The organism is uncultured Fibrobacter sp., assembly GCF_946062555.1.
In the GTDB taxonomy this organism is placed as follows: Bacteria; Fibrobacterota; Fibrobacteria; order Fibrobacterales; family Fibrobacteraceae; genus Fibrobacter.
The window spans coordinates 16,951-35,215 of sequence record NZ_CAMGVQ010000006.1 but is presented as its reverse complement, the minus strand read 5'-3'; the positions used below and the strand labels follow the sequence as shown (position 1 = coordinate 35,215).

Genomic DNA, 18,265 nt, shown 5'->3' with positions numbered 1-18,265 from the left:
GAACCGAGCTATATGCGCCCTGAAAGGGCGCCAATATAGAAAAACGGAGCTCCGTTTCAAGAGTCCCCGTTTGCACCACTAAAGCTCTTTGAGGGCTTTTTCGGGAATCCAGAACCAGTCGGGGCGGAATTCCAGCTCGTAGCACGCCTCGTAGACGGCCTTGCTTAGAATGTAGGGCCTGGATTCCTCTTCCAGCTGCTTGATCGGAATTCCCGATTCCTGGCTATAGCCGATCAAAAAACTCAGCCCGTAGCTGCAGGGCTCGGCGGAACGTTTTTCCTCGGGGATGCTTGCCTGTCGGACCGCTTCGGCATAGGCGAAACTGCGTAGCATACCCGCGATGTCGGCGGCGGGGGATCGTAGCCTTCGCCTGAAATCGAGCGTGCGCGCCGGTTCCCCTTCAAAGTCGAGAACCGTGAATTTTTTTCCGTCGATAAGGAGCTGTCCCAGGTGATAGTCTCCGTGAATGCGTTGCGGAACGAAACTCCCCTGCGTCGTTTTGGTCAACACAGATTCTTGCGAACAACTTAATTTGTTGACAATCGGCACCAGGTCTTTTTTTCCGTTCGCCTTTAACAGCTTTACTAACTTCTCAAAGGGCGGCTTTTCGGGCTGCGAGCCCGTTCCCTTCAGTCCCTTTAAGGCCAGATGCATCTTCGCCGTGGTCTGTCCAAGTAACCAGGCGGCGTGTTCGAGAAAAGGAGTCGGCTCTCCCGTGAAAAGGTCCCAGGCGTTTTTGGCGCCGTCAATGTGGTTTTCCAGAATGCCAATGGCGTAGGAATTTCCGTTCGTCTGGTACTCCGCGTATCCAAGAAGTTGCGGAACTCCTTCGAATCCCTTCTTGTTCAGTTGCAGGAGGATTTCCTGCTCGGGGTGAAGCCCTGCGTGCAAGCGGCGGAATAGCTTGAAGAAGTATTTGCCCTTTACGAAAAACGCTGAATTGCTCTGCTCGGCACCAAGGGCGATTGCCTGGCCCAGGGCATCCTTGTCAATCTTGCTGGTCCGTGTGAAAACGAATTGTCCTTTATCTGTCTTGAAAATCTGGACGGACGGAGCTCCGCCGAAACATTCGGCAAGGATGGCTCCGGTCTTGGATTCGTCTTCGATTGTTGCATATAGGTCGCGAGAATGGTTCTCGAATTCGATCTGTAAAATTTGGAGTGTACAGCCTGCAATTTCGATGCGGTCCATTTCGTTGATTTGACGGACAGGTTGCCCCTTTCCCATGAACCATCGCTTGCTTGTAATATCGTAGGTCATTTTGTTTTCAGTGCTGAAAAATACCCCTGCTTTCGGAGGGTGGCCAAAACTTTCAGCTGGTTTTCGAGAGGCTCGTTCAGGATTCCTTCGAGTACGAATTCGGGAATCCTTTTTTGGGGGATGAATTCCTTGGGAACATCCTTGAAGTCGGAAAGTTGCCAGTTCGCAAGAAGCTTGGGCAGAAACTGGTTCCACGGAAAAACATCGCCGACTTTCAGAAAAAATCGTGCGGGCTTTTTGCCGTCCTTGGCGTCAAGTAAAAGTGAACCGTCCCTGTAGCAATTCAAAAGCACTGCCTGTCGTTCTTCGTTCAAAGTCGCAGGCTGTGCCGGAATGACAAGCACCATCCGCAAGGCACGCTCTCCTTAAGCGGCTAGTTCCCGCTGGATTTGCGCATATTGGTAGGTCGAGATAGACGTGATCTTGAGAACAAGTTCACGCGTGATGCCTGCCTTGATTAACGCTTTTGCGTACTGGAGTCTGCTTGTGTTCGACATCGTTTACCTCTTGCTTAGATGTTGTCGATCCATCCTAGAGGGAAAAGATATATTATAATTTTGACAGTGGAAAGACATAAAAAAATTTTTTTTATGGACCACTTTTTGACGAAATGACGCTAACCTGTTGATAGCTAGTGAATTAGGAAAAAAAATCCGTTTTGGGGGAATAATGTGACCTAGATCATTCCATTTTGGAATACTAGACATTAAAAGTATTCTTCCGGTACAATTCCCTTTAGCACGGGGAACTGTTTGCGGTATTCTTCCTGTGATTTTGAATCGATGCGTGCGTGTACGATTCCTTCGAAGGAGGCTTCCGTCGAAGCGATGATTTCCCCTTTCGGATTGATAATCATCGAGTTGCCTCCGTAAGAGGGGCCCCCGATTCCGTTCACGGCAGCGATGTACACCTGGTTCTCGATAGCTCGCGCCTGCAACAAGGTTTTCCAGTGGGCGATTCTTGCGGCGGGCCAGGCTGCTTGCACCGTGATGAGCCTAGCTCCTGCCTTGACTGCATCGCGGTAGAGTTCCGGAAATCGAAGGTCGAAACAGATGGTTGCCGCGATGTTCCAATCCTTGATTTCGAATAAACTAACTTTATCGCCTGCGCTGAATTTTTTCTGTTCCATAAAGAACGGATGCCGCTTGTCGTAGCGGGCGTATTCTTGGGTGTTTCTTGGTATATAGACGCTGCTATGGTTCAGGAGTTTCTGACTTTCATTGATGTCGCGAGCCGCATCGCTTTCGGAGCTCTTTTCTATGCCTGCCCCCATGATGGCACAACCCGTTTCATTTGCGAGTTTGTACAAAAAATCGGCCGTTTCGCCGGCATTGTTTTTGAAAAAGTCTTCCGCGGCGCTTTCCGGGTGTAGCGGCAGGTATCCCGTGGCGAACATTTCGGGGAGAATGATTAGACCTGGAACGGAATCGTCCGCACTTTTGCGAATTTTTGAGGCGAGTTCGCGGACTTTGGCAAAGTTTTTGGCCTTGTCGTTTGGGGCCATTTCCATTTGAACTAGGTAAATATCAAGCATACGGTAAATATAGAACAATTCAATTTGCTATTTTAGGAATCATGAGATTACGCTCCCTGCTCGTTTCAGTCCTGCTTTTGGCGACGTTCCTGTTTGCTGCGACCCCGACCTTGATTGTGGGTGTCGTTCTGGAATCCGAAACCGATTTGCCGGTTAAGGATGCGACCATCACTTATGTCTCCGGGAAAAAATTGGGTGAGACGGATTCCGACGGTCGCTTCGAACTGACGGTGGATTCCAAGAATGCAATCCTCATTTTTAAGAAGGACGGCTTCGACAGCGTGCAGGTGGAACTGCAAGATTTTGCAGACCTCTTTGACATGGTGGTCACGATGCAGACGACCACCGATGTCCGCAACCTGGGGACGAGTACCGTGATTGGCGGTGGTGGCGACAAAGTGCAGTGGAACTTTGAACGCAAGGTGAACCTGGATAAGCTGGAAGATGCTGCCGGTATGCGCTTCGACGTGACGGAACACTTGAGCCAGATGCCGGGTATCTCTGGTCAGAAGGATTTCAGCAGCGCCCTTTATTATGACGGTTCCCGTGCGGGCGACGTGGCGTACCATTTGGGTAGGCTCCGCATTCCGAACATGCGTCACCTGGATGTCGGTTTCCCGGGCAACCTGTCGGTGGTGAATCCGCATATCCTGAGCGCCATCGAAATCCATGACAATTACGGCGAAGGCCCCATCGGCCAGGGGCTCGCGACTTCGGTACAGTATATTCCTGAACAGACCAAGGGCGATTGGGGACTCCGCGGCACGGCGGGCATTACGCTTCAAGAAGTGGTGGTTGATGCGCCGTGGCTTTTCTGGGATAGCTTCCGTTTCTCTTTCCGCAGGCTTGACGAGGAAATGCTCAAGAACTTGGGCGAAAAGTTCTTTACCGAGTTCCGCAAGCGTGATGGAGATTGCGTCGAAAACTGCAATGTGAAATCTTCGGATCCATTTGATCTCACGGCATACGACATCTATGCGCAGTTTAACGGCTCCGACAGCAGCGGAAATACCTGGGCGCTTCGTACCTTGTACAGCTCCGATAAATACAGCATCCATCAGGACACTTCTACTGCCTACGACCAGGTGAACTCAATCGACATTATCGAGGGAAAGCAGCAGTACCTGGTCATGGGCGCCGAATATAATTCTCGCTTTGGAACGTCTGCTCATGCCGGCTTCGTGCGTGAAGTTCTGGGCGATACGCTCCGCGATACGACGGGTTTCCGCAAAACGGCGAATACGAAGGAATCGGCGACATTTATCGACGCTTACGAGCTGACTCATACGACTTTGAGTGGTGGACTCGACCGGAATTTCAAGGGGTCGATCCTGGGCTCCAAATTGAGTGGTGCCTTGCTTTACGAGCACCATATAGTCGAACGCGAATATCCTGATTTTGGTGATACGCAGTCCGATGACTTCCAGACGGGAGTGCTTTCGGGGGCTGCCCGCATGAACTGGCGGAGTGACTTCTCGCAGGAAATCCTTTCTGTCGGTGCCATTGCCGATGCCGGCGAACACGAGGCGGCGCCGACGGCTTCGTTGGACTTTGAACAGAATCTCTCGAAGATTGATACCGCCTACTGGAGGCTCTTTGCGAATGCGGCCTACCGTAGCGACTGGAAACCTTATTACGAAGATGGCGACCTTACGGGGCGCTTGGAATCGGGTGTGTCCGGTAAGCTGGGCCTGGGTTACAATTCTAAGTACCTAGTGGCTCAGGGCTCGGGCTTTGGCCGCTACTACCCTGATCCGCTCCTGCCGATGCCCAAGGCGTATGCGCAGTATGAAGATGTGACTCCGATTGATTTTGCCTGGGTGGCGGGCGCTTCGGGTACGCTTGAATTCAAGACTTCGCACCATTTCTCGATGGCGACGAACGTGAGCACGGTTTACGGTGAATACGAATTAGATGGTGGCAAGTCCCTCCCGTGGGAAGCGAATTCCCGCCTGGACATTCTTTCGCATTTCCGTTACTATCCGCGCAAGGACTCGATTGTGTCGGTCATCATTACGCACCATGCGGCACTGCACCGTCCGTTGTATTACTATGAAATTACTCCGTCCGATGTCAAGAGCCACACCAATGGTACGCGACGCCTCAAGGATTACAACGAATTTACGGATATGTTCCGTACCGATGCTCGTGTGAACCTGGACTTGACGAGCAGCAAGTATTTCTTCAGGAGTGCCCGATTCTATGTCGAAGTGGACAATATTTTCGCGAACCTCGATGTGTCGGCACTTAAGTTTTTGGGGAGTGAAAACGCTCGCGAACGCTCCTGGGTGACCCGAGATAACAACGATGAATCTACCGATGGCTATGACCTGGTGCCGTTCATGGCGAAGGGAATGGGCCTCTATGTGCAATTCGGCGTCGAAGTGCAACTCGGGATTTAATAGGTCGCTTCGCTTTGAGGTGAGAGTTCGGTCGCGTTGCTCCCTTTGGGCTTTGAGTAAAATGCGAAGAGTGTCATCCTGAGCGGAGCCGAAGGATCTAGAAAGAATTAAGGATGAAAAAATTTCTAGTAACTTTATTGTTCTTTTGGGGTTCGTTTTGCTTTGCTCATGAGACGGATTCCCTGTTTGTTCCGCCGAAGCCCGATAAGCCCTTGCGTTATTGCAGTTCTGCCAAAAAGTGGATTGAATTGGCGACGGCAGATCCCAACATGGTCGAAATTACGCGCCTGAAGGGCGTGCGTATGGACTTGCGATACGCCACCTTCGATAACGTGACGGGGCATGACTTGTACTGTGGCGTGCAGCGCGCCTTTGTGCATAAGGATGCTGCTGCAAAACTCCGCAAGGCGATCAAAATTATGCAGCGAGAAATGCCTGGTTCCGAGTTTGTGATTTTCGATGCGTCACGCCCGCTGTATGCGCAGGAGGCTTTGCGAAGGACCGTGCGTGGAACCCCTTATTCGGCCTATGTTTCTTCGCCGGGTAAAGGAGGCATGCATAACTTTGGCTTGGCGCTGGACTTGGGCATTACCGATGCCGATGGCAACTTGCTTGACATGGGCACGGACTTTGATTCTTTTGAACGCTGTGCGGGCGAAGTCGGCGAAGCGAATGCTTTAAAGAGCGGACGGCTTACGCAGGAACAAGTGGATAACCGCAACAAGCTCCGCAAGATTATGCGCGGGGCGGGCTGGGTCCCGCTCGGCAGCGAATGGTGGCATTTTAACGCATTCCCCAGCAAGTATGTGCGCGAAAATTATCCGAAGTTCCCGCTGTAACGCGGTGGCGAGTCGCCTTATCTATTCGATTTCCACTTTGATTTCGACATTCTGCACCCAGGGCTTGGTGCCGTTGATAATGGGATGCAGAATCTTGCGGACAGGGGCGAGGTCTTGTGTCTTGATGTAGAGTTTTGCCCAGTGGACATTTTGGATGACGGGCACGAAGGCGTCCACAGGGCCGAGCACCATAAGCTTCTTGTCGGCGCGTAAGAGGGATTCCAGGCGCTCGACGGTGTGCCGCAGTAGATCTTCGTCGCGGCTTCCGCAGCTGATTTCCACGAGTTTGCAGAAGGGCGGGTAGAAGGCGGCGCGCCGGTCTTCCATTTCCTTGTTCGCAAATCCGTTGAAGTCATGGTTCACGGCGAACTGCATCACCGGTTCAGAAGGTTTTAGCGTCTGAATCAGCACTTGGCCTTCGCCGCCGGCACGACCCGCGCGCCCTGCGGTCTGGCTTAAGAGCTGGAAAAGTCTTTCCGTAGAACGGAAATCGGGAATGCCGAGTCCGCTATCGGCGCCAACGACCCCGACTAATTGCACGCCAGGAAAATCGTGGCCCTTGGCGACCATCTGCGTTCCAAGCAGAATGTTGTATTCGCGATTGCGGAACGCGTCAAGAATCTTTTCACTGGCGCCAATGTTCTGCGTGGTGTCGCGGTCCATGCGAATCACTTTCGCGTTCGGAATCCATTCGGCGATTTCTTCTTCTAGCATCTCGATGGCGCCGCCCACGAACTCGTAAGTTTCGGCGCCGCAGGCGCTACACGGTGTGTTCACCGGGTAAAGGGCGGCGCAGTAGTGGCACATGAGCGAGCGGTATTGCTTATGGTATACCAGCGGAATGTGGCAATGCTTGCAGTAAAGCGTCTCTCCGCATTCAGTGCACACGCGCATCTTCGAAAAACCGCGGCGGTTCATGAGGATAATCGCCTGGTCCCCGCGCTCGATGCAATCGGTCAATGCTTCGCGGAGCGCGGGCGACAATAGAAGGCCCTTCTGCTGGCGCATCTTGCCCATGTCGACAATTTGCACCTTCGGGAGCGGCGCCTGCGTGGCGCGATCCTTGAGTGTAACCGTCTTTAAGTTATTCGCCTTTGCATTATAGAATGTCTCGAGGCAAGGCGTGGCGCTGCCGAGCACCACAAGGGCGCCGTACTTGTACGCCAAATGGAATGCCATTTCGCGGGTGTGGTAACGCGGCGCTGGATCCTGTTGCTTAAAAGAGGAATCGTGTTCTTCGTCAAGAATCACGAGGTCGAAATCGAACGGGGCAAGAATCGCGCTGCGGGTGCCGAGAACCACCTGCGTGTCGCCCTTCAAAATTGAGACGTAGCCTTCGCGTTTCTTGGGTGCAGAAAGAGCCGAGTGCAATACCACAATCGGGACTTGCAGAAAATCTTCGAAGCGCTTGAGCGTTTGCGGTGTGAGTCCGATTTCGGGCACGAGGATCAAGACTTTCTTGTGTCGCTTCAACGCTTCGCGGGCAAGTTCCTGGTAGACGCGGGTCTTGCCCGAGCCGGTGACGCCGTGCAACAATACGCCCCGGAATCCGTCTTTATCCAGTTCTTCGCAAAGCGTATTGAATGCGTTAGTTTGTTCTAACGTTAGTGCTGGGATGTTTGCTGCGGTCATCCTCGACTGAGTGAAACGAGGGAGGGGATCCAGGACTGCTTTTGTGGATCCCGTCGCGTTGCTCCAGGATGACGTGCTTTGGGAATTCGGGGTCGTTGTAGGGGTGTCCCCTGCAGAGGGGGTAGCGGGAGACCCTTGGGGCTCACGCGAGGGGGAGGCTTCCCCCTTTTCTCTATAATCAAGGATTGCTTCGCCTTTGGCACGCAAAGACGTGTATGCTGCGAGGTACTTCTCGAAGTCGCTGGGCCAGAAGACGAACAGAGCCTTCATGGGGGTGCTTATATAATAGCGGGCGGTCCATTCGAGCGTTTCCATGTAGCGTTCGCTAAAGCGGTAGCCGGACTGGTGCGGGTATGCGGGGCGCACATCAAACTTGGGGCGTTCCTGGTGGACGCGTGCGACCACGGCGAGGGCCGGCTTTTTACGGGTGGCAAACTGAACCCAAACGACATCTCCGCGCACAAGGTTGACCCCTGCGGGAACTCCGTAGGTATAGACATCGGGGGCCATGGGAATGTATACCTCGCAGAAATCCGTCAAAGTTGCGGATTTGAGCTTCTGGTGCACTTCCTCGGGGGCGCTGAGTTTGGGAATTCGCTTTGTCACGGGCTAAAAGATAGTTAATACCGCAAAATGCGCATAAATTCCAATTTTTTTTGTTTGAAAAAACTTTTTTTGTTAGATTATAGTATGCAAACCTTAAGCAGGCTTGCCATACTATTGGAGATCTCTATGAGCTTATTTGACGCCTTTAAACCGAAGTGGCAGAATTCCAACCCCGCCAAGCGCCTTGAAGCAGTCGCTGAATTGGGCTTGGACAACCAGGATATCCTGGACCGTATTGCCAGTTCCGATTCCGATGCTTCTGTCAGGACCGCGGCCGTAAAAAAGTTGAATATCATTTCTTCGCTGTTGAAAATTTCGAAGGAAGATTCCGACGAAGACGTGAAGCGCACCGCAAAAACCCGTTATCAGGAAGAGGTTGTCAAGAAGTTGAAGTCCGGTGCCGAACCGAGCGCCGAAGACCTTTCTTATTTGAAGGACCTCAAGGATACTCATTACGCCGAAGAATTGCTGAAGGGTGTGAACACCTCTGAAACTGTCCGTAGCGAGCTGGTGAAGCTTTGCGAAAAGCAGTCTATCCTTGCTAATGTCGCCAATCGCGATGCCAGCGCCCGTATCGCTCTCGCTGCGGCGGCCAAGGTGGAATCCGAATCGCTTTTGCAGGACATTGCGAAGAATTCAAGGCAGTCCGAAGTTCGTAAGACCATTTCTGAAAAGCTCCGTGCAAAGCGCGATGCCGAAGATAACGGCAAGAAGGCTGCTGAACTTCTGGCGAGCAAGCGTGAAGCCCTGGTAAAGCAGGCTCATTATCTCGCTGCCCAGAAGTCCCCCCTCGCCGTGAAGGCTCAGTTCGAAGATCTGATGGGAGAAGCCCGCAACCTCGGTATGGGGGATCAGCAGGCAACAATTGATGAAGTGTATGAAAGCTTCAAGAAATTCTGCGACGAAGCTGATGCTGCCCGCATCGCCGCCGAAAAGGCCGAAGCCGAAAAGCAGGCGAAGATTGCAGCCCTCACGGCAAGCCTCGAAGAACTTGAAGGCTTGGTTGCTGGAGGCAAGGCATCCGAAAACGCGGAACGTATCGAGGCTATCCTTGCCGATTGGGCCGAAGGCAAGGCCCTGATGGATGCTGCCTTGGTCAAGCGTTATAACAACGCTTTCTTCAAGGTCCAGGAAATCAACAAGGCGAAAGAAATTGTCGAAGAAGTCCCTGAAGGGACCGACGAATCGGTTCGACCGGAACTGCTGGAACGCCTTAAGGCTCTTGCCGATACAGATGTCAACGACATGACCCACAAGCATTTGCACGCCATTGTCCGCGAATGGGAAAAGCTTCCGCTGCTGGAAGGCGAAGACCCGGTGTTGCAGGAATACAATGCGCTGCGCAGCAAGCTCTCGATCAAGATTTCCGCCTATAACGACGATGCACAGAAACGTTTTGAAGAAAACTCCGAAAAGCTGAAGGCGATTATCGAAAAGGTCAAGTCCTTTGACGAAAACGAAGACTTCCGCGAACTGAACAAGAAGGTTCGTGAATGCTTCTTGCAGTGGAAGGAAATCGTCGGCGAAAACAAGTTCAAGTACCACGACCTGTGGCAGGAATACAAGGCCGCGACGGCCCGTTTCCAGGAAATGCAGCAGTGGGAAAATTGGCACAATGAAAAGGACCGTGACGACCTGCTCCTCGAAATGGATGCCCTGACCAAGGAAGCCGGTAGCCAGGCTGTTCTCCAGAAACTGAAGGAAATTACGAACCGCTGGAAGGAAATTGGACCCATTTCTGCTGCCAAGCTGCAGGAATATCGCGATCACTTCCAGAGCAACTACGAAAAGATCAAGGAAAACTGCGCCGCCTTTATCGAAGAAATGAATGCGGAACGCGTGAAGAACTTGGCCGACAAGGAAACCCTGTGCGCAAAGATTGAAGAACTTGTTCAAAATGCAGAAATGTTCTGGAAGGACAAGTACAAGGCGATGCAGGAAATCCAGGAAAACTGGAAGAATATCGGCATGGTGCCTAAGGAAAATGTGGCTGCGCTTACCGAACGCTTCAAGGCCGCGACGGCTGCGTTCTACGCCCAGCATAAGGAAAACCTGAAGCAGGAAGACGAATCCCGCGAAGCCAACTACGAGAAGAAGGTAGCTCTTTGCATGGAAGCCGAAGCGCTCAAGGAATCGAGCGACTGGAATGCGACTTCGAACAAGTTAAAGCAGTTGCAGGATTCCTGGAAGTCTGTCGGTCCTGTGCCCAAGAGCAAGTCCGATGAAATCTGGACCCGTTTCCGTACCGCATGCGACAGCTTCTTTGAAAAGAAGCGTGCCCATTTCGAAGAAATGGATGCTGCAAAGTCGAAGAATCTTGAAGCGAAGAAAGCCCTGTGCGAAAAGCTCGAGGCGATGGAAGCCGCTGCCCAGGGAACGCTTGACGAACTCAAGGCCGTGGAAGAAGAATGGAAGGCTGTCGGCATGGTTCCGAAGGATGCCATCGAAGAAATCAGCAACCGTTACAACTCCGTCTACAATAAGATTCTCGACCGTCTCGCCCATGTGGATTCTACCTTGGCGCAAGGACTCGATGTCATCAAGGAAAAGAAGACCGCGATGATCGACAAGGTGCGTCAGTTTGCCGAAAGCGCTGGCAGCAACCAGTTGGCCGATGCCGTCCGCGAACTCCAGAAGGAATGGCGCGAACTTGGATTCTGCGGCCTCGAGGATATGGATCTCTACAAGCAGTTCCGCGAAGCTTGCGACGACTTCTTTACCCGTCGCCGTGACCAGCTCGACATTCAGGAGCAGGCTCGCCAGAACAACTTGCAGAAAAAGCTGTTGCTCTGTGAACAGGCCGAAGACCTGCTGACCGATCTGAACGAACAGACGGTGGCCGCCTCGATGAACAAGGTGAAGCATCTGCGCCGCCTGTGGAAGGATGTGGGTGCCGTGCCTCGTGAACATTCCGAGAAGACCTGGAAACGCTTCAATATGGCCTGCGACAAGGTGTTTGCCTTCGGTCGCAAGGATCAGCCTGAAGGTGCCGCCCAGGAAGGTGCTGCTCCGGAAGCTCCGGCAGAAGCGTAATAGTTCTGAATCCGGATTTCTGAATTCGGAATTATTATTGAGTGTGAAATCATAATTGAAAAGAGGATAGCGATGTGCTGTTCTCTTTTTTTATGCGAACAACAAAATTTTCTATTTTTAACTCTGAAATCCGAATTCTGAATTGAAAATGCAATTTCCTCCTTGGACAAGTATTGATGATGCCGCGCGCCTGCTCCACGACGGAGAGGTGGTCGCGATTCCGACCGAGACCGTTTACGGACTTGCGGGAAACGCGTATTTGCCATCTGCGCTAGCTCAGATTTTTGCGATTAAGGAACGCCCGACATTCGACCCGCTGATTGTTCACATCTGCGAAATTTCGCAGTTAGCTGACATCGCCGAAAACATTCCCGATGCGGCGTATGCATTGGCGAAGGCCTATTGGCCAGGCCCGATGACAATGATTCTTCCCAAGAAGGAATGCATACCGGATTTGTGTACGAGCGGACTCCCGTCTGTCGCGGTGAGGTTCCCGAGCCACCCGGTGGCGCAAGAGATTATCTGGAAGGCGGGCGTGCCGCTTGCAGCCCCGAGTGCGAACCTGTTCAAGCATGTGAGCCCGACAACTGCCGAACATGTGGCGGCGCAGTTGGCCGACCGAGGCCTTGCTGGCATTGTAGATGGTGGCCCCTGCAACGTGGGTGTAGAAAGTACGATTGTCTCTTTAGTGGGCGAGCCGACGGTGCTCCGTCCGGGAGCTGTAACGCCCGAAATGATTGCGAAAGTCATCGGCGACGTGAAGGTGAAAGAATCTACTTCGAAGCCGGGGCAAGCGATGGCCGCACCGGGGCAGTGCGACACGCATTACCGCCCGCAGGTTCCACTTTTCTACGGAGCGCTTCCCGAAGGTTGTCGGTTGCCGGAACGTACCGTGCGTATCGCCTTTGGCGACTGCGAAGGCCCTATTCCTGCAACGTTGAATTTGTCCGAAAACGGCAATATGCTCGAAGCGACGGCAAAGCTGTACGCCTATATGCACGATCTGGACGACCCCAAGTATGACTTGATTCTTGTGGACCCGATTCCGAATGTGGGCGTGGGTATGGCCTTGAATGACCGCCTGAAACGCGCGAGCATCAAGCATCTCGGATAATATCCGAGGCGTTACTTCATCTTGACTTTCATCTCGAAGACTTGGCGTCCCGAATCGTCTTCGATTTTCATATAGGTCGCACCCATCTTGTCGGCGCGGAAAATCTTGACTTCTTGGCCTTCGCGGGTTTCTCCCATAAAGTGCAATTCCAACATCGAAGGAATGCATAGTGCCAGGTCGGCGGCGCTGAACACATTCAGACCAAGTTTTACGTATTCGATGTTGTTCATGTGGTGCGACATGTCGATATGCTGCGGTAGCACCTTCTGGCGGTACACTTCCTGATATTCCTCGGGCTCTACGGGGAACTTCGAAAACTTGTTGTCCATAAAGGGTTCAGGGGAACCTTCTGCAGGAAAGTCCACCGCAGAAAGCTTCATGGGGCGATGTGTTTCCAAGTTGAGGCAGCAGGCTTCTTGTACGGCGAGAATGATGGGTTCCCCTTCGACTGTCGTGACGGCAGTATTTTCGTAAGTGCGGATTGGAGCGTTGTCGGCGGGGAAAGAGGTGGTCACCACCTTGTCGCGCCAATAGGGGCGTTGGAAAAATTTGAACTTCGCTTTGGTGATGGCCCAATAGCCGCCTTTTTCGTTGACGCAGAAGTTGTCCATCTTGAGCGTGCCGAAATTCTCGGTGAAGTTGTCCTGCACCATGAGTACCGTCTGCGCTAGGCCCATTTTCCCTGAAACATCGATGTAGGCCGAGGTGATGGTGCGCTGTTTCTGGAAAACCAGCGGATTTTTAGCAAGCGAATAAATGTCGATCATACTTTCAATATAAATAAAAAGACTGCCGTGAAAACAGTCTTTTGTACAAATGTGTCTATGGATTCCGTCGCTTTGCTCCAGAATGACATTCTCCTAAACAGTCATCCTGGAGGCCGTCAGACTTACGGGACTCCTGTGCTGGTATTGCAGAAACCGGTCATCCTGGAGGTCGACAGACCGACGGCGGACAGCACTTGGTTACTTGTAACCTTAGTGCGCGTGGTTCCCGAATGGGGAGGATCCAGTGTCGCCTAGATTTTTTTGAGCACGAGCAGGTGGCCGGGAGCCTTGGCAGGATCGAGGCGCACAAAGTTCTTGTTGCCGCGCCACACGAAGGATTCGTCGGTAATCAGGTCCTTCAAGAAGAAGAAGGAATCGTCATTCAGGCCGAGCTTCCTCATGTCGAGTTCCACCATGCCTTCCTGCACGTTGTCCATATCCATGTTGCACACGCAGAGGATTACGTCTTCGCCGGACTTCTTGGAGTAAACCATCAGTTGGTCGTTGGCGCAATAGTGGAAGTCGAGGTTGTCGTATTCCTGCAGGGCGACGTGTTCTTGACGGGCGGTGTTCACGCGGCGAACGAAGTCCTGGATGCCCGGACCATACCAGTTGTGCACCTTGTACTGGTACTTTTCGCTGTCCTGTAGTTCTTCCTTGATGGGGCTCGGGATGTTTTCGCAGAGCTCGTAGCCGTTGTACATACCGGTAAGGCTAGAAAGCGTACCGGCGAGGAAGTAACGTTGCTTGAAGGCGTTCGGGCCCTTGTAGGCGAGGTACTTCGGGAAAATGTCCGGAGTCGTCGGGAAGAAGATGCCGCGCATGTATTCCTTGGCATCGCTCTGGGTAAGTTCCTTGAGGTACTGCTCGAATTCCCACTTGGCAGATCGCCAGGCGAAATACGTATAGCTCATGTCGAAACCGGATTTTGCGAGGCGATGCATCATCTTCGGACGAGTGAACGCTTCGGCGAGGAACACGAGTTCCGGACGCTTTTCCTTCACATCAGCAATCAGCCATTCCCAGAATGGGAAAGGCTTGGTGTGCGGGTTGTCGATACGGAAAATTTCGACGCCCTTGTCGGCCCAGAACAAGATAATGTGCTCGATTTCCTGCCACAGGGCCTTGTAGTTCTTGTTGTAGTAGTCGAAGGGGTAAATGTCTTCGTACTTCTTGGGCGGGTTTTCGGCGAACTTGATGCTGCCATCCGGTTCGTGATAGAACCATTCCGGGTGAGATTTTACGTACGGGTGGTCGGGGCTGCAGTTGAGCGCGATGTCGAGCGCCAAGCGAAGGCCCTTCTTGCGGGCGGTCTTGGCGAAGTGTTCGAAATCCTTCATGCTTCCAAGTTCGGGGTCCACGTCGTAGTGGCCGCCGTTCTTGTTACCTACGGCGTACGGGCAACCAGGTTCAAGCGGTTTGCCCTTCTTGTCCACCTTGGCGTGCAAGGCGTTGTTCGCGCCCTTGCGGTTCGTGACACCGATCGGGTGAATGGGCACCAGGTAAACGGTATCGAAGCCGAGGCCGGCAATGTAGTCGAGCTGCTTTTCGCAATCCTTCCAGGTGGCGCTCTTGGTGGGGTCAGTGCCCTGGCTCTTCGGCCACATTTCGTACCATGTACCGATGCGGGCGTAAGAGGGGTCCACGCGGAGTTTCATCACGGGGCTTTCGGTCGGTTCGTCCTTGGGTTCCACGGTCCAGGCGCAAATCTTGTATTCGTAGTAGCCGATGTTGTTGACCGTGAAGGAACCTTCCCACTGGTCGTTATCCACGAAGTGCATGGGAGCCTTTTCCCATTTTTTCTTGGAATCGTGGCGGTAGAAAATCGCCGCGTCATATTTTTCGTGGCTGTGGCGGAAAATGTCCGCGGTAAGCGTGACGGTGTCGCCCGGTTCGCGCTTGAGCATAAAACGCCCACCTTCGATCTGGGGGCGAATGTTTTCGATGACGAGATTGTCTTTGCGGGTAGGAATAGTTGCCATAATGGCCCAAATGTAGAATTTAATGTGCGAGATGCAAATTTGAACTTAGAAGTTAGAGCTTAGAACTTAGACTAAAATCGACCAACTAAGTTCTGGAATTTATTTCGAAAGCCTTATGACCTGCACGTCCTTGATCCAGAATGTACGTGCGGAGCCGCCGAGGTTGAGCTCGAAACGGGCGAAGGGATCGCTGACTTCCGGAGTGAAGGTGATGCCAACCGACTGTCCCGTGGTATGCACATCGACGTGCTCCTGGAAACCGACGGTTTCATAAGTGGCATAAGAACCGATGCGTGCCGTAATCTGTCCTTCGATATTGGACCAGATGGTGAATACGCACTGGTACTGAACACCCTTTATGAGGGCGACGTTTTCTTGAATCAACTGCACGCTGTAAGAGTGGTTGCCGCCTTCGTTGACTTGCACCTTCATGATGCGGTCCTTGGAACCGTTTTCGATAATGATGCTCGTGTCGGCACTTCCGCCAAACTGGTTCATCAAGATCCAGTCCGTGGTGAAGGGCGATTTGAAGTTTCCGTTAATGATCGTGTTTTCACCCTGCTTGGCGGCGATACCGTTCCAGATGTCGACGACGTACTCGGAGAGCGAATCACCGGTAGCGGATGTGTAGTCGTAACGCAATGGCTGGAAACTGGTGACGAATCTCTCGTTAAGTTTCTGCCACAGTTCGGGATTGAAATTGGAGTTGATGTAGAGTACCCCGTCGCGTCCCAGTTCGGCGCCAGAGAAGTCAACGTCCTTTATGAACTGCTTGACCCTGAATATGACGGACAGGTTCGCCTTCCCGTCGTTGATCTCGATTTGGGAGTAGTGGTAGCGGAGCAGCAGTGTCTGGAAGTTGGACAGGCTGTATTCGAACGGAACATAGGAACTGTCGATCAGGATTTTACCGCAAATGGAAGTCATGTCGTTAAGACGGAATCCGACGCCCATTTCCTTGAGGTATCCTTCTTCTTGCAGGTCGATGTCCTTGAACGGATCTTCTACGGAAGAACCTTCGGTGAACGAAATTTCTAGTTCGTCATCAGGAGTGTCTTCGTACGGCCAAAGCTGGAGCCCGAGCACCGGGTCGACGGAAACACTAATGTAGTAGCTCGAGAAGGAGCGCACCTGGGTCAGTACCAGGGAGAAACTGTCAAGCAGGATCGGTTCATCCATGGAGACCGTCTTGGTGAGCAGTTTTGGATCAATGTCGGAATAGTCTACGGAGAAGTTTGCCGTTAGGGGAAGCGCGGGCAGTTTCTTGATGACGGTATCTTTCGGAGTCGTGTCCTTTGGCGTCGTGTCCTTCGGAGTGGTATCCTTGACGACTGTATCCCTTGCGGTTGTGTCAAGGTCGGCAATCGACGGATTTCCGATTTCGATTCCTGCCACGGTCTTGTCGTTGGAACATGCGACAAATGATACTGTCAAGGAAACGACCGTAATGGCGTAGGCGGCAATCGTGGCTATGGGCAAAAAGAATTTCATCACACTCCTCGGGTCAAAGGGAAGAGCTGGATGTTGATTTGAACAACATCTTCTGCTTCTCCTGCTTTTGCAGAGAAATCTAGTAGTTCTTTTCGCATTAGTTGTAGGTGTTTTTTCAAATTGGGAAAATCTGAGCGCTTAATTCCGAAGGTGAGCGCCGAAATGTCCCTTTCTTGGCCCGGAAGCTCCGTCAGCATATTGGCCGAGAGCTTGAGCATCTGTAAATGGTACATCTTGACCATCAGGTCTTGCACTTCGTCATCGGTCGTAATCAGCGGGTCGCGCTGACGGTATCCGTTGGCGGTCTTGACCAACAGTCCCAGTTCCAGCAAAAGGTTTAGGGATTCGGTGACCTGGGCGGGTGTGACTAGCCCACGGAGCTTTTTGGAAATCTGGTCAGGAATAGGCCTGAAGTCCTTGAGCCCTACCATTTCGAGAATGGCGGAATGGTGCCATTCCTGGAATATGCGGAACTGAGCCTTGTCCATCTTGTGGAGCTTGGAGCGGGGGCTAGCCTTGATGAGCTGTGCGTAATAAATTTGCTTGTCGGCGTCGGTTTGCGCCTGGTTGAAGAATACGAGGCTTTCGAAATAGGCGGCACGCTGGTTTTCAAGTCCCAGGCCGTGAATCAGTTTGGTGACAGTGTTCTTGGTAATGTTGCGCTTGCCGTCGATGGCAAGCTTCAGGTGTGCGTGGCTCGAAAGCCCTGCCTTCTCGGCAAAGAACCGCAGGCTGAAAGCGGTCGAAGTCTTCTTCTTGTATTCGTAGTAATCGCGCAGGAATACCCTGTAGTTGGTATACTGCAGAATATCCGGTTCTACGAGCTTTTTATTTTCTCCATTATCCATGCTTTAAAAAATAGAAGAGTTCTTGGCTGAAAATAAAAATTTTTTTGACTTTCTCGTTTACCTTGGTAACCATCAGTAAACATCGCGGGCGAGAAGAGAATACCGCCGGTGATCCACGAATTTGCCGTTTATAAGCTCAAAATCGCGGTTTACGCCTTCTTCAGTGAACCCGCAACGGGTGGCCACGGCGGCACTCTTGGTGTTGTGTACCGAAACGAGAAGTTCCAGCCGGTTGAGCTTGAGATGCTCGAAGGAAAACCGGATGATCAGCTTGACGGATTCGGTCATAAGTCCTTGCCCCGTAAAGGGTTTGGCGAGCCAGTAACTCAATGTGGCGGAATGGTTCCGTAGGTTGATTTCCATCATGATGGCGCCCGCGAATTCCCCTTCGAGGCAGTTCGGCGTGTTCTTGAAAATCAGCCAGCAACCGCCCTGGCCGAATCGTTCGTTCAGGACCCACGAACGGATGCGTTTCTTGAGGTCGAAAATGTCGGTCTCGGGAATCCAGGGGAGGTGTTCCGCTAAAAAGTCGCGGGATTTTTCGATGGTCGCGAAGATGTTTTCCGCCGCAGCCGGGCCGCTGCCGTTTTCGCGTATGCCCTTGAGGGTGACACGCTCTCCCTTGAGTGTCGTCGTCTCGAATGCCTTGGTGAAAAAGTCTTCGAAGTTTTCCATAAATGCGAATGTAGTAAATAGTAGGAAGTAGGCAGTAGGCAGTGGGCGGTGGACTGTGGGAGAAAATAAAAAACCGCCGAAT

At 52.4% G+C, this 18,265-nt stretch carries 15 protein-coding genes; 5 read left to right on the top strand and 10 right to left on the bottom strand.

Annotation, left to right across the window (positions count from 1 at the left end):
- Positions 1-78: 78 nt before the first annotated feature.
- From Q0P86_RS02725 to Q0P86_RS02710, 4 genes are all read right to left on the bottom strand, one after another.
- On the bottom strand, positions 79-1,260 hold the full coding sequence (locus tag Q0P86_RS02725) for a phosphotransferase (protein WP_291025360.1): 1,182 nt from the start codon (positions 1,258-1,260) through the stop codon (positions 79-81).
- Positions 1,257-1,607: a hypothetical protein gene (locus tag Q0P86_RS02720; protein ID WP_294111845.1), complete on the bottom strand. Its 351-nt coding sequence runs from the start codon at positions 1,605-1,607 to the stop codon at positions 1,257-1,259. Before Q0P86_RS02720 ends, Q0P86_RS02725 begins: the two co-directional genes overlap by 4 nt.
- Before the next feature lie 18 nt (positions 1,608-1,625).
- On the bottom strand, positions 1,626-1,757 hold the full coding sequence (locus tag Q0P86_RS02715) for a hypothetical protein (protein WP_256374669.1): 132 nt from the start codon (positions 1,755-1,757) through the stop codon (positions 1,626-1,628).
- A gap of 209 nt (positions 1,758-1,966) precedes the next feature.
- Entirely contained in the window at positions 1,967-2,794 is an 828-nt protein-coding gene (locus tag Q0P86_RS02710; protein ID WP_295037283.1) for a nitrilase-related carbon-nitrogen hydrolase, read from the bottom strand.
- A gap of 41 nt (positions 2,795-2,835) precedes the next feature.
- Between Q0P86_RS02710 and Q0P86_RS02705 the strand changes: the two genes are divergently transcribed.
- Both Q0P86_RS02705 and Q0P86_RS02700 read left to right on the top strand, forming a co-directional pair.
- Positions 2,836-5,196 (top strand): hypothetical protein, encoded by a 2,361-nt coding sequence (locus Q0P86_RS02705; protein ID WP_295037281.1) that lies wholly within the window; start codon positions 2,836-2,838, stop codon positions 5,194-5,196.
- Between the two features lie 113 nt (positions 5,197-5,309).
- A complete protein-coding gene (locus Q0P86_RS02700; protein ID WP_295037279.1) occupies positions 5,310-6,035 on the top strand; it encodes a M15 family metallopeptidase in 726 nt (241 codons plus the stop codon).
- Between the two features lie 21 nt (positions 6,036-6,056).
- Here the strand turns inward: Q0P86_RS02700 and priA are convergent, their stop codons facing one another.
- Complete coding sequence (gene priA, locus Q0P86_RS02695; RefSeq protein WP_295037276.1) at positions 6,057-8,273, bottom strand: primosomal protein N'; 2,217 nt, start codon at positions 8,271-8,273, stop codon at positions 6,057-6,059.
- A gap of 126 nt (positions 8,274-8,399) precedes the next feature.
- Here priA and Q0P86_RS02690 point away from each other — a divergent pair, with 126 nt between their 5' ends.
- Together Q0P86_RS02690 and Q0P86_RS02685 are read left to right on the top strand one after the other, a co-directional pair.
- The gene (locus Q0P86_RS02690; protein ID WP_291025355.1) at positions 8,400-11,306 is read left to right on the top strand and encodes a DUF349 domain-containing protein; all 2,907 of its coding nucleotides are present in this window, start codon (positions 8,400-8,402) and stop codon (positions 11,304-11,306) included.
- A gap of 148 nt (positions 11,307-11,454) precedes the next feature.
- The gene (locus Q0P86_RS02685) at positions 11,455-12,420 is read left to right on the top strand and encodes an L-threonylcarbamoyladenylate synthase (RefSeq protein WP_290991991.1); all 966 of its coding nucleotides are present in this window, start codon (positions 11,455-11,457) and stop codon (positions 12,418-12,420) included.
- 11 nt (positions 12,421-12,431) lie between these two features.
- Here the strand turns inward: Q0P86_RS02685 and Q0P86_RS02680 are convergent, their stop codons facing one another.
- Positions 12,432-13,187: an acyl-[acyl-carrier-protein] thioesterase gene (locus Q0P86_RS02680; RefSeq protein WP_295037273.1), complete on the bottom strand. Its 756-nt coding sequence runs from the start codon at positions 13,185-13,187 to the stop codon at positions 12,432-12,434.
- A 57-nt stretch (positions 13,188-13,244) separates the two neighbouring features.
- Between Q0P86_RS02680 and Q0P86_RS02675 the strand changes: the two genes are divergently transcribed.
- Positions 13,245-13,442: a hypothetical protein gene (locus Q0P86_RS02675; RefSeq protein WP_295037271.1), complete on the top strand. Its 198-nt coding sequence runs from the start codon at positions 13,245-13,247 to the stop codon at positions 13,440-13,442.
- On the opposite strand, the gene Q0P86_RS02670 is transcribed toward Q0P86_RS02675, so the two are convergent.
- From Q0P86_RS02670 to Q0P86_RS02655, 4 genes are all read right to left on the bottom strand, one after another.
- On the bottom strand, positions 13,439-15,169 hold the full coding sequence (locus Q0P86_RS02670; RefSeq protein ID WP_295037269.1) for an alpha-1,4-glucan--maltose-1-phosphate maltosyltransferase: 1,731 nt from the start codon (positions 15,167-15,169) through the stop codon (positions 13,439-13,441). The genes Q0P86_RS02675 and Q0P86_RS02670 overlap by 4 nt on opposite strands.
- Positions 15,170-15,268: 99 nt before the next feature.
- A complete protein-coding gene (locus Q0P86_RS02665; protein ID WP_290992051.1) occupies positions 15,269-16,660 on the bottom strand; it encodes a carbohydrate binding domain-containing protein in 1,392 nt (463 codons plus the stop codon).
- The gene (locus tag Q0P86_RS02660) at positions 16,660-17,508 is read right to left on the bottom strand and encodes a TIGR02147 family protein (RefSeq protein ID WP_072977870.1); all 849 of its coding nucleotides are present in this window, start codon (positions 17,506-17,508) and stop codon (positions 16,660-16,662) included. The genes Q0P86_RS02665 and Q0P86_RS02660 overlap by 1 nt, the downstream gene beginning before the upstream one ends.
- Before the next feature lie 72 nt (positions 17,509-17,580).
- Entirely contained in the window at positions 17,581-18,183 is a 603-nt protein-coding gene (locus Q0P86_RS02655; RefSeq protein ID WP_290991980.1) for a GNAT family protein, read from the bottom strand.
- Between the last annotated feature and the right edge of the window lie 82 nt (positions 18,184-18,265).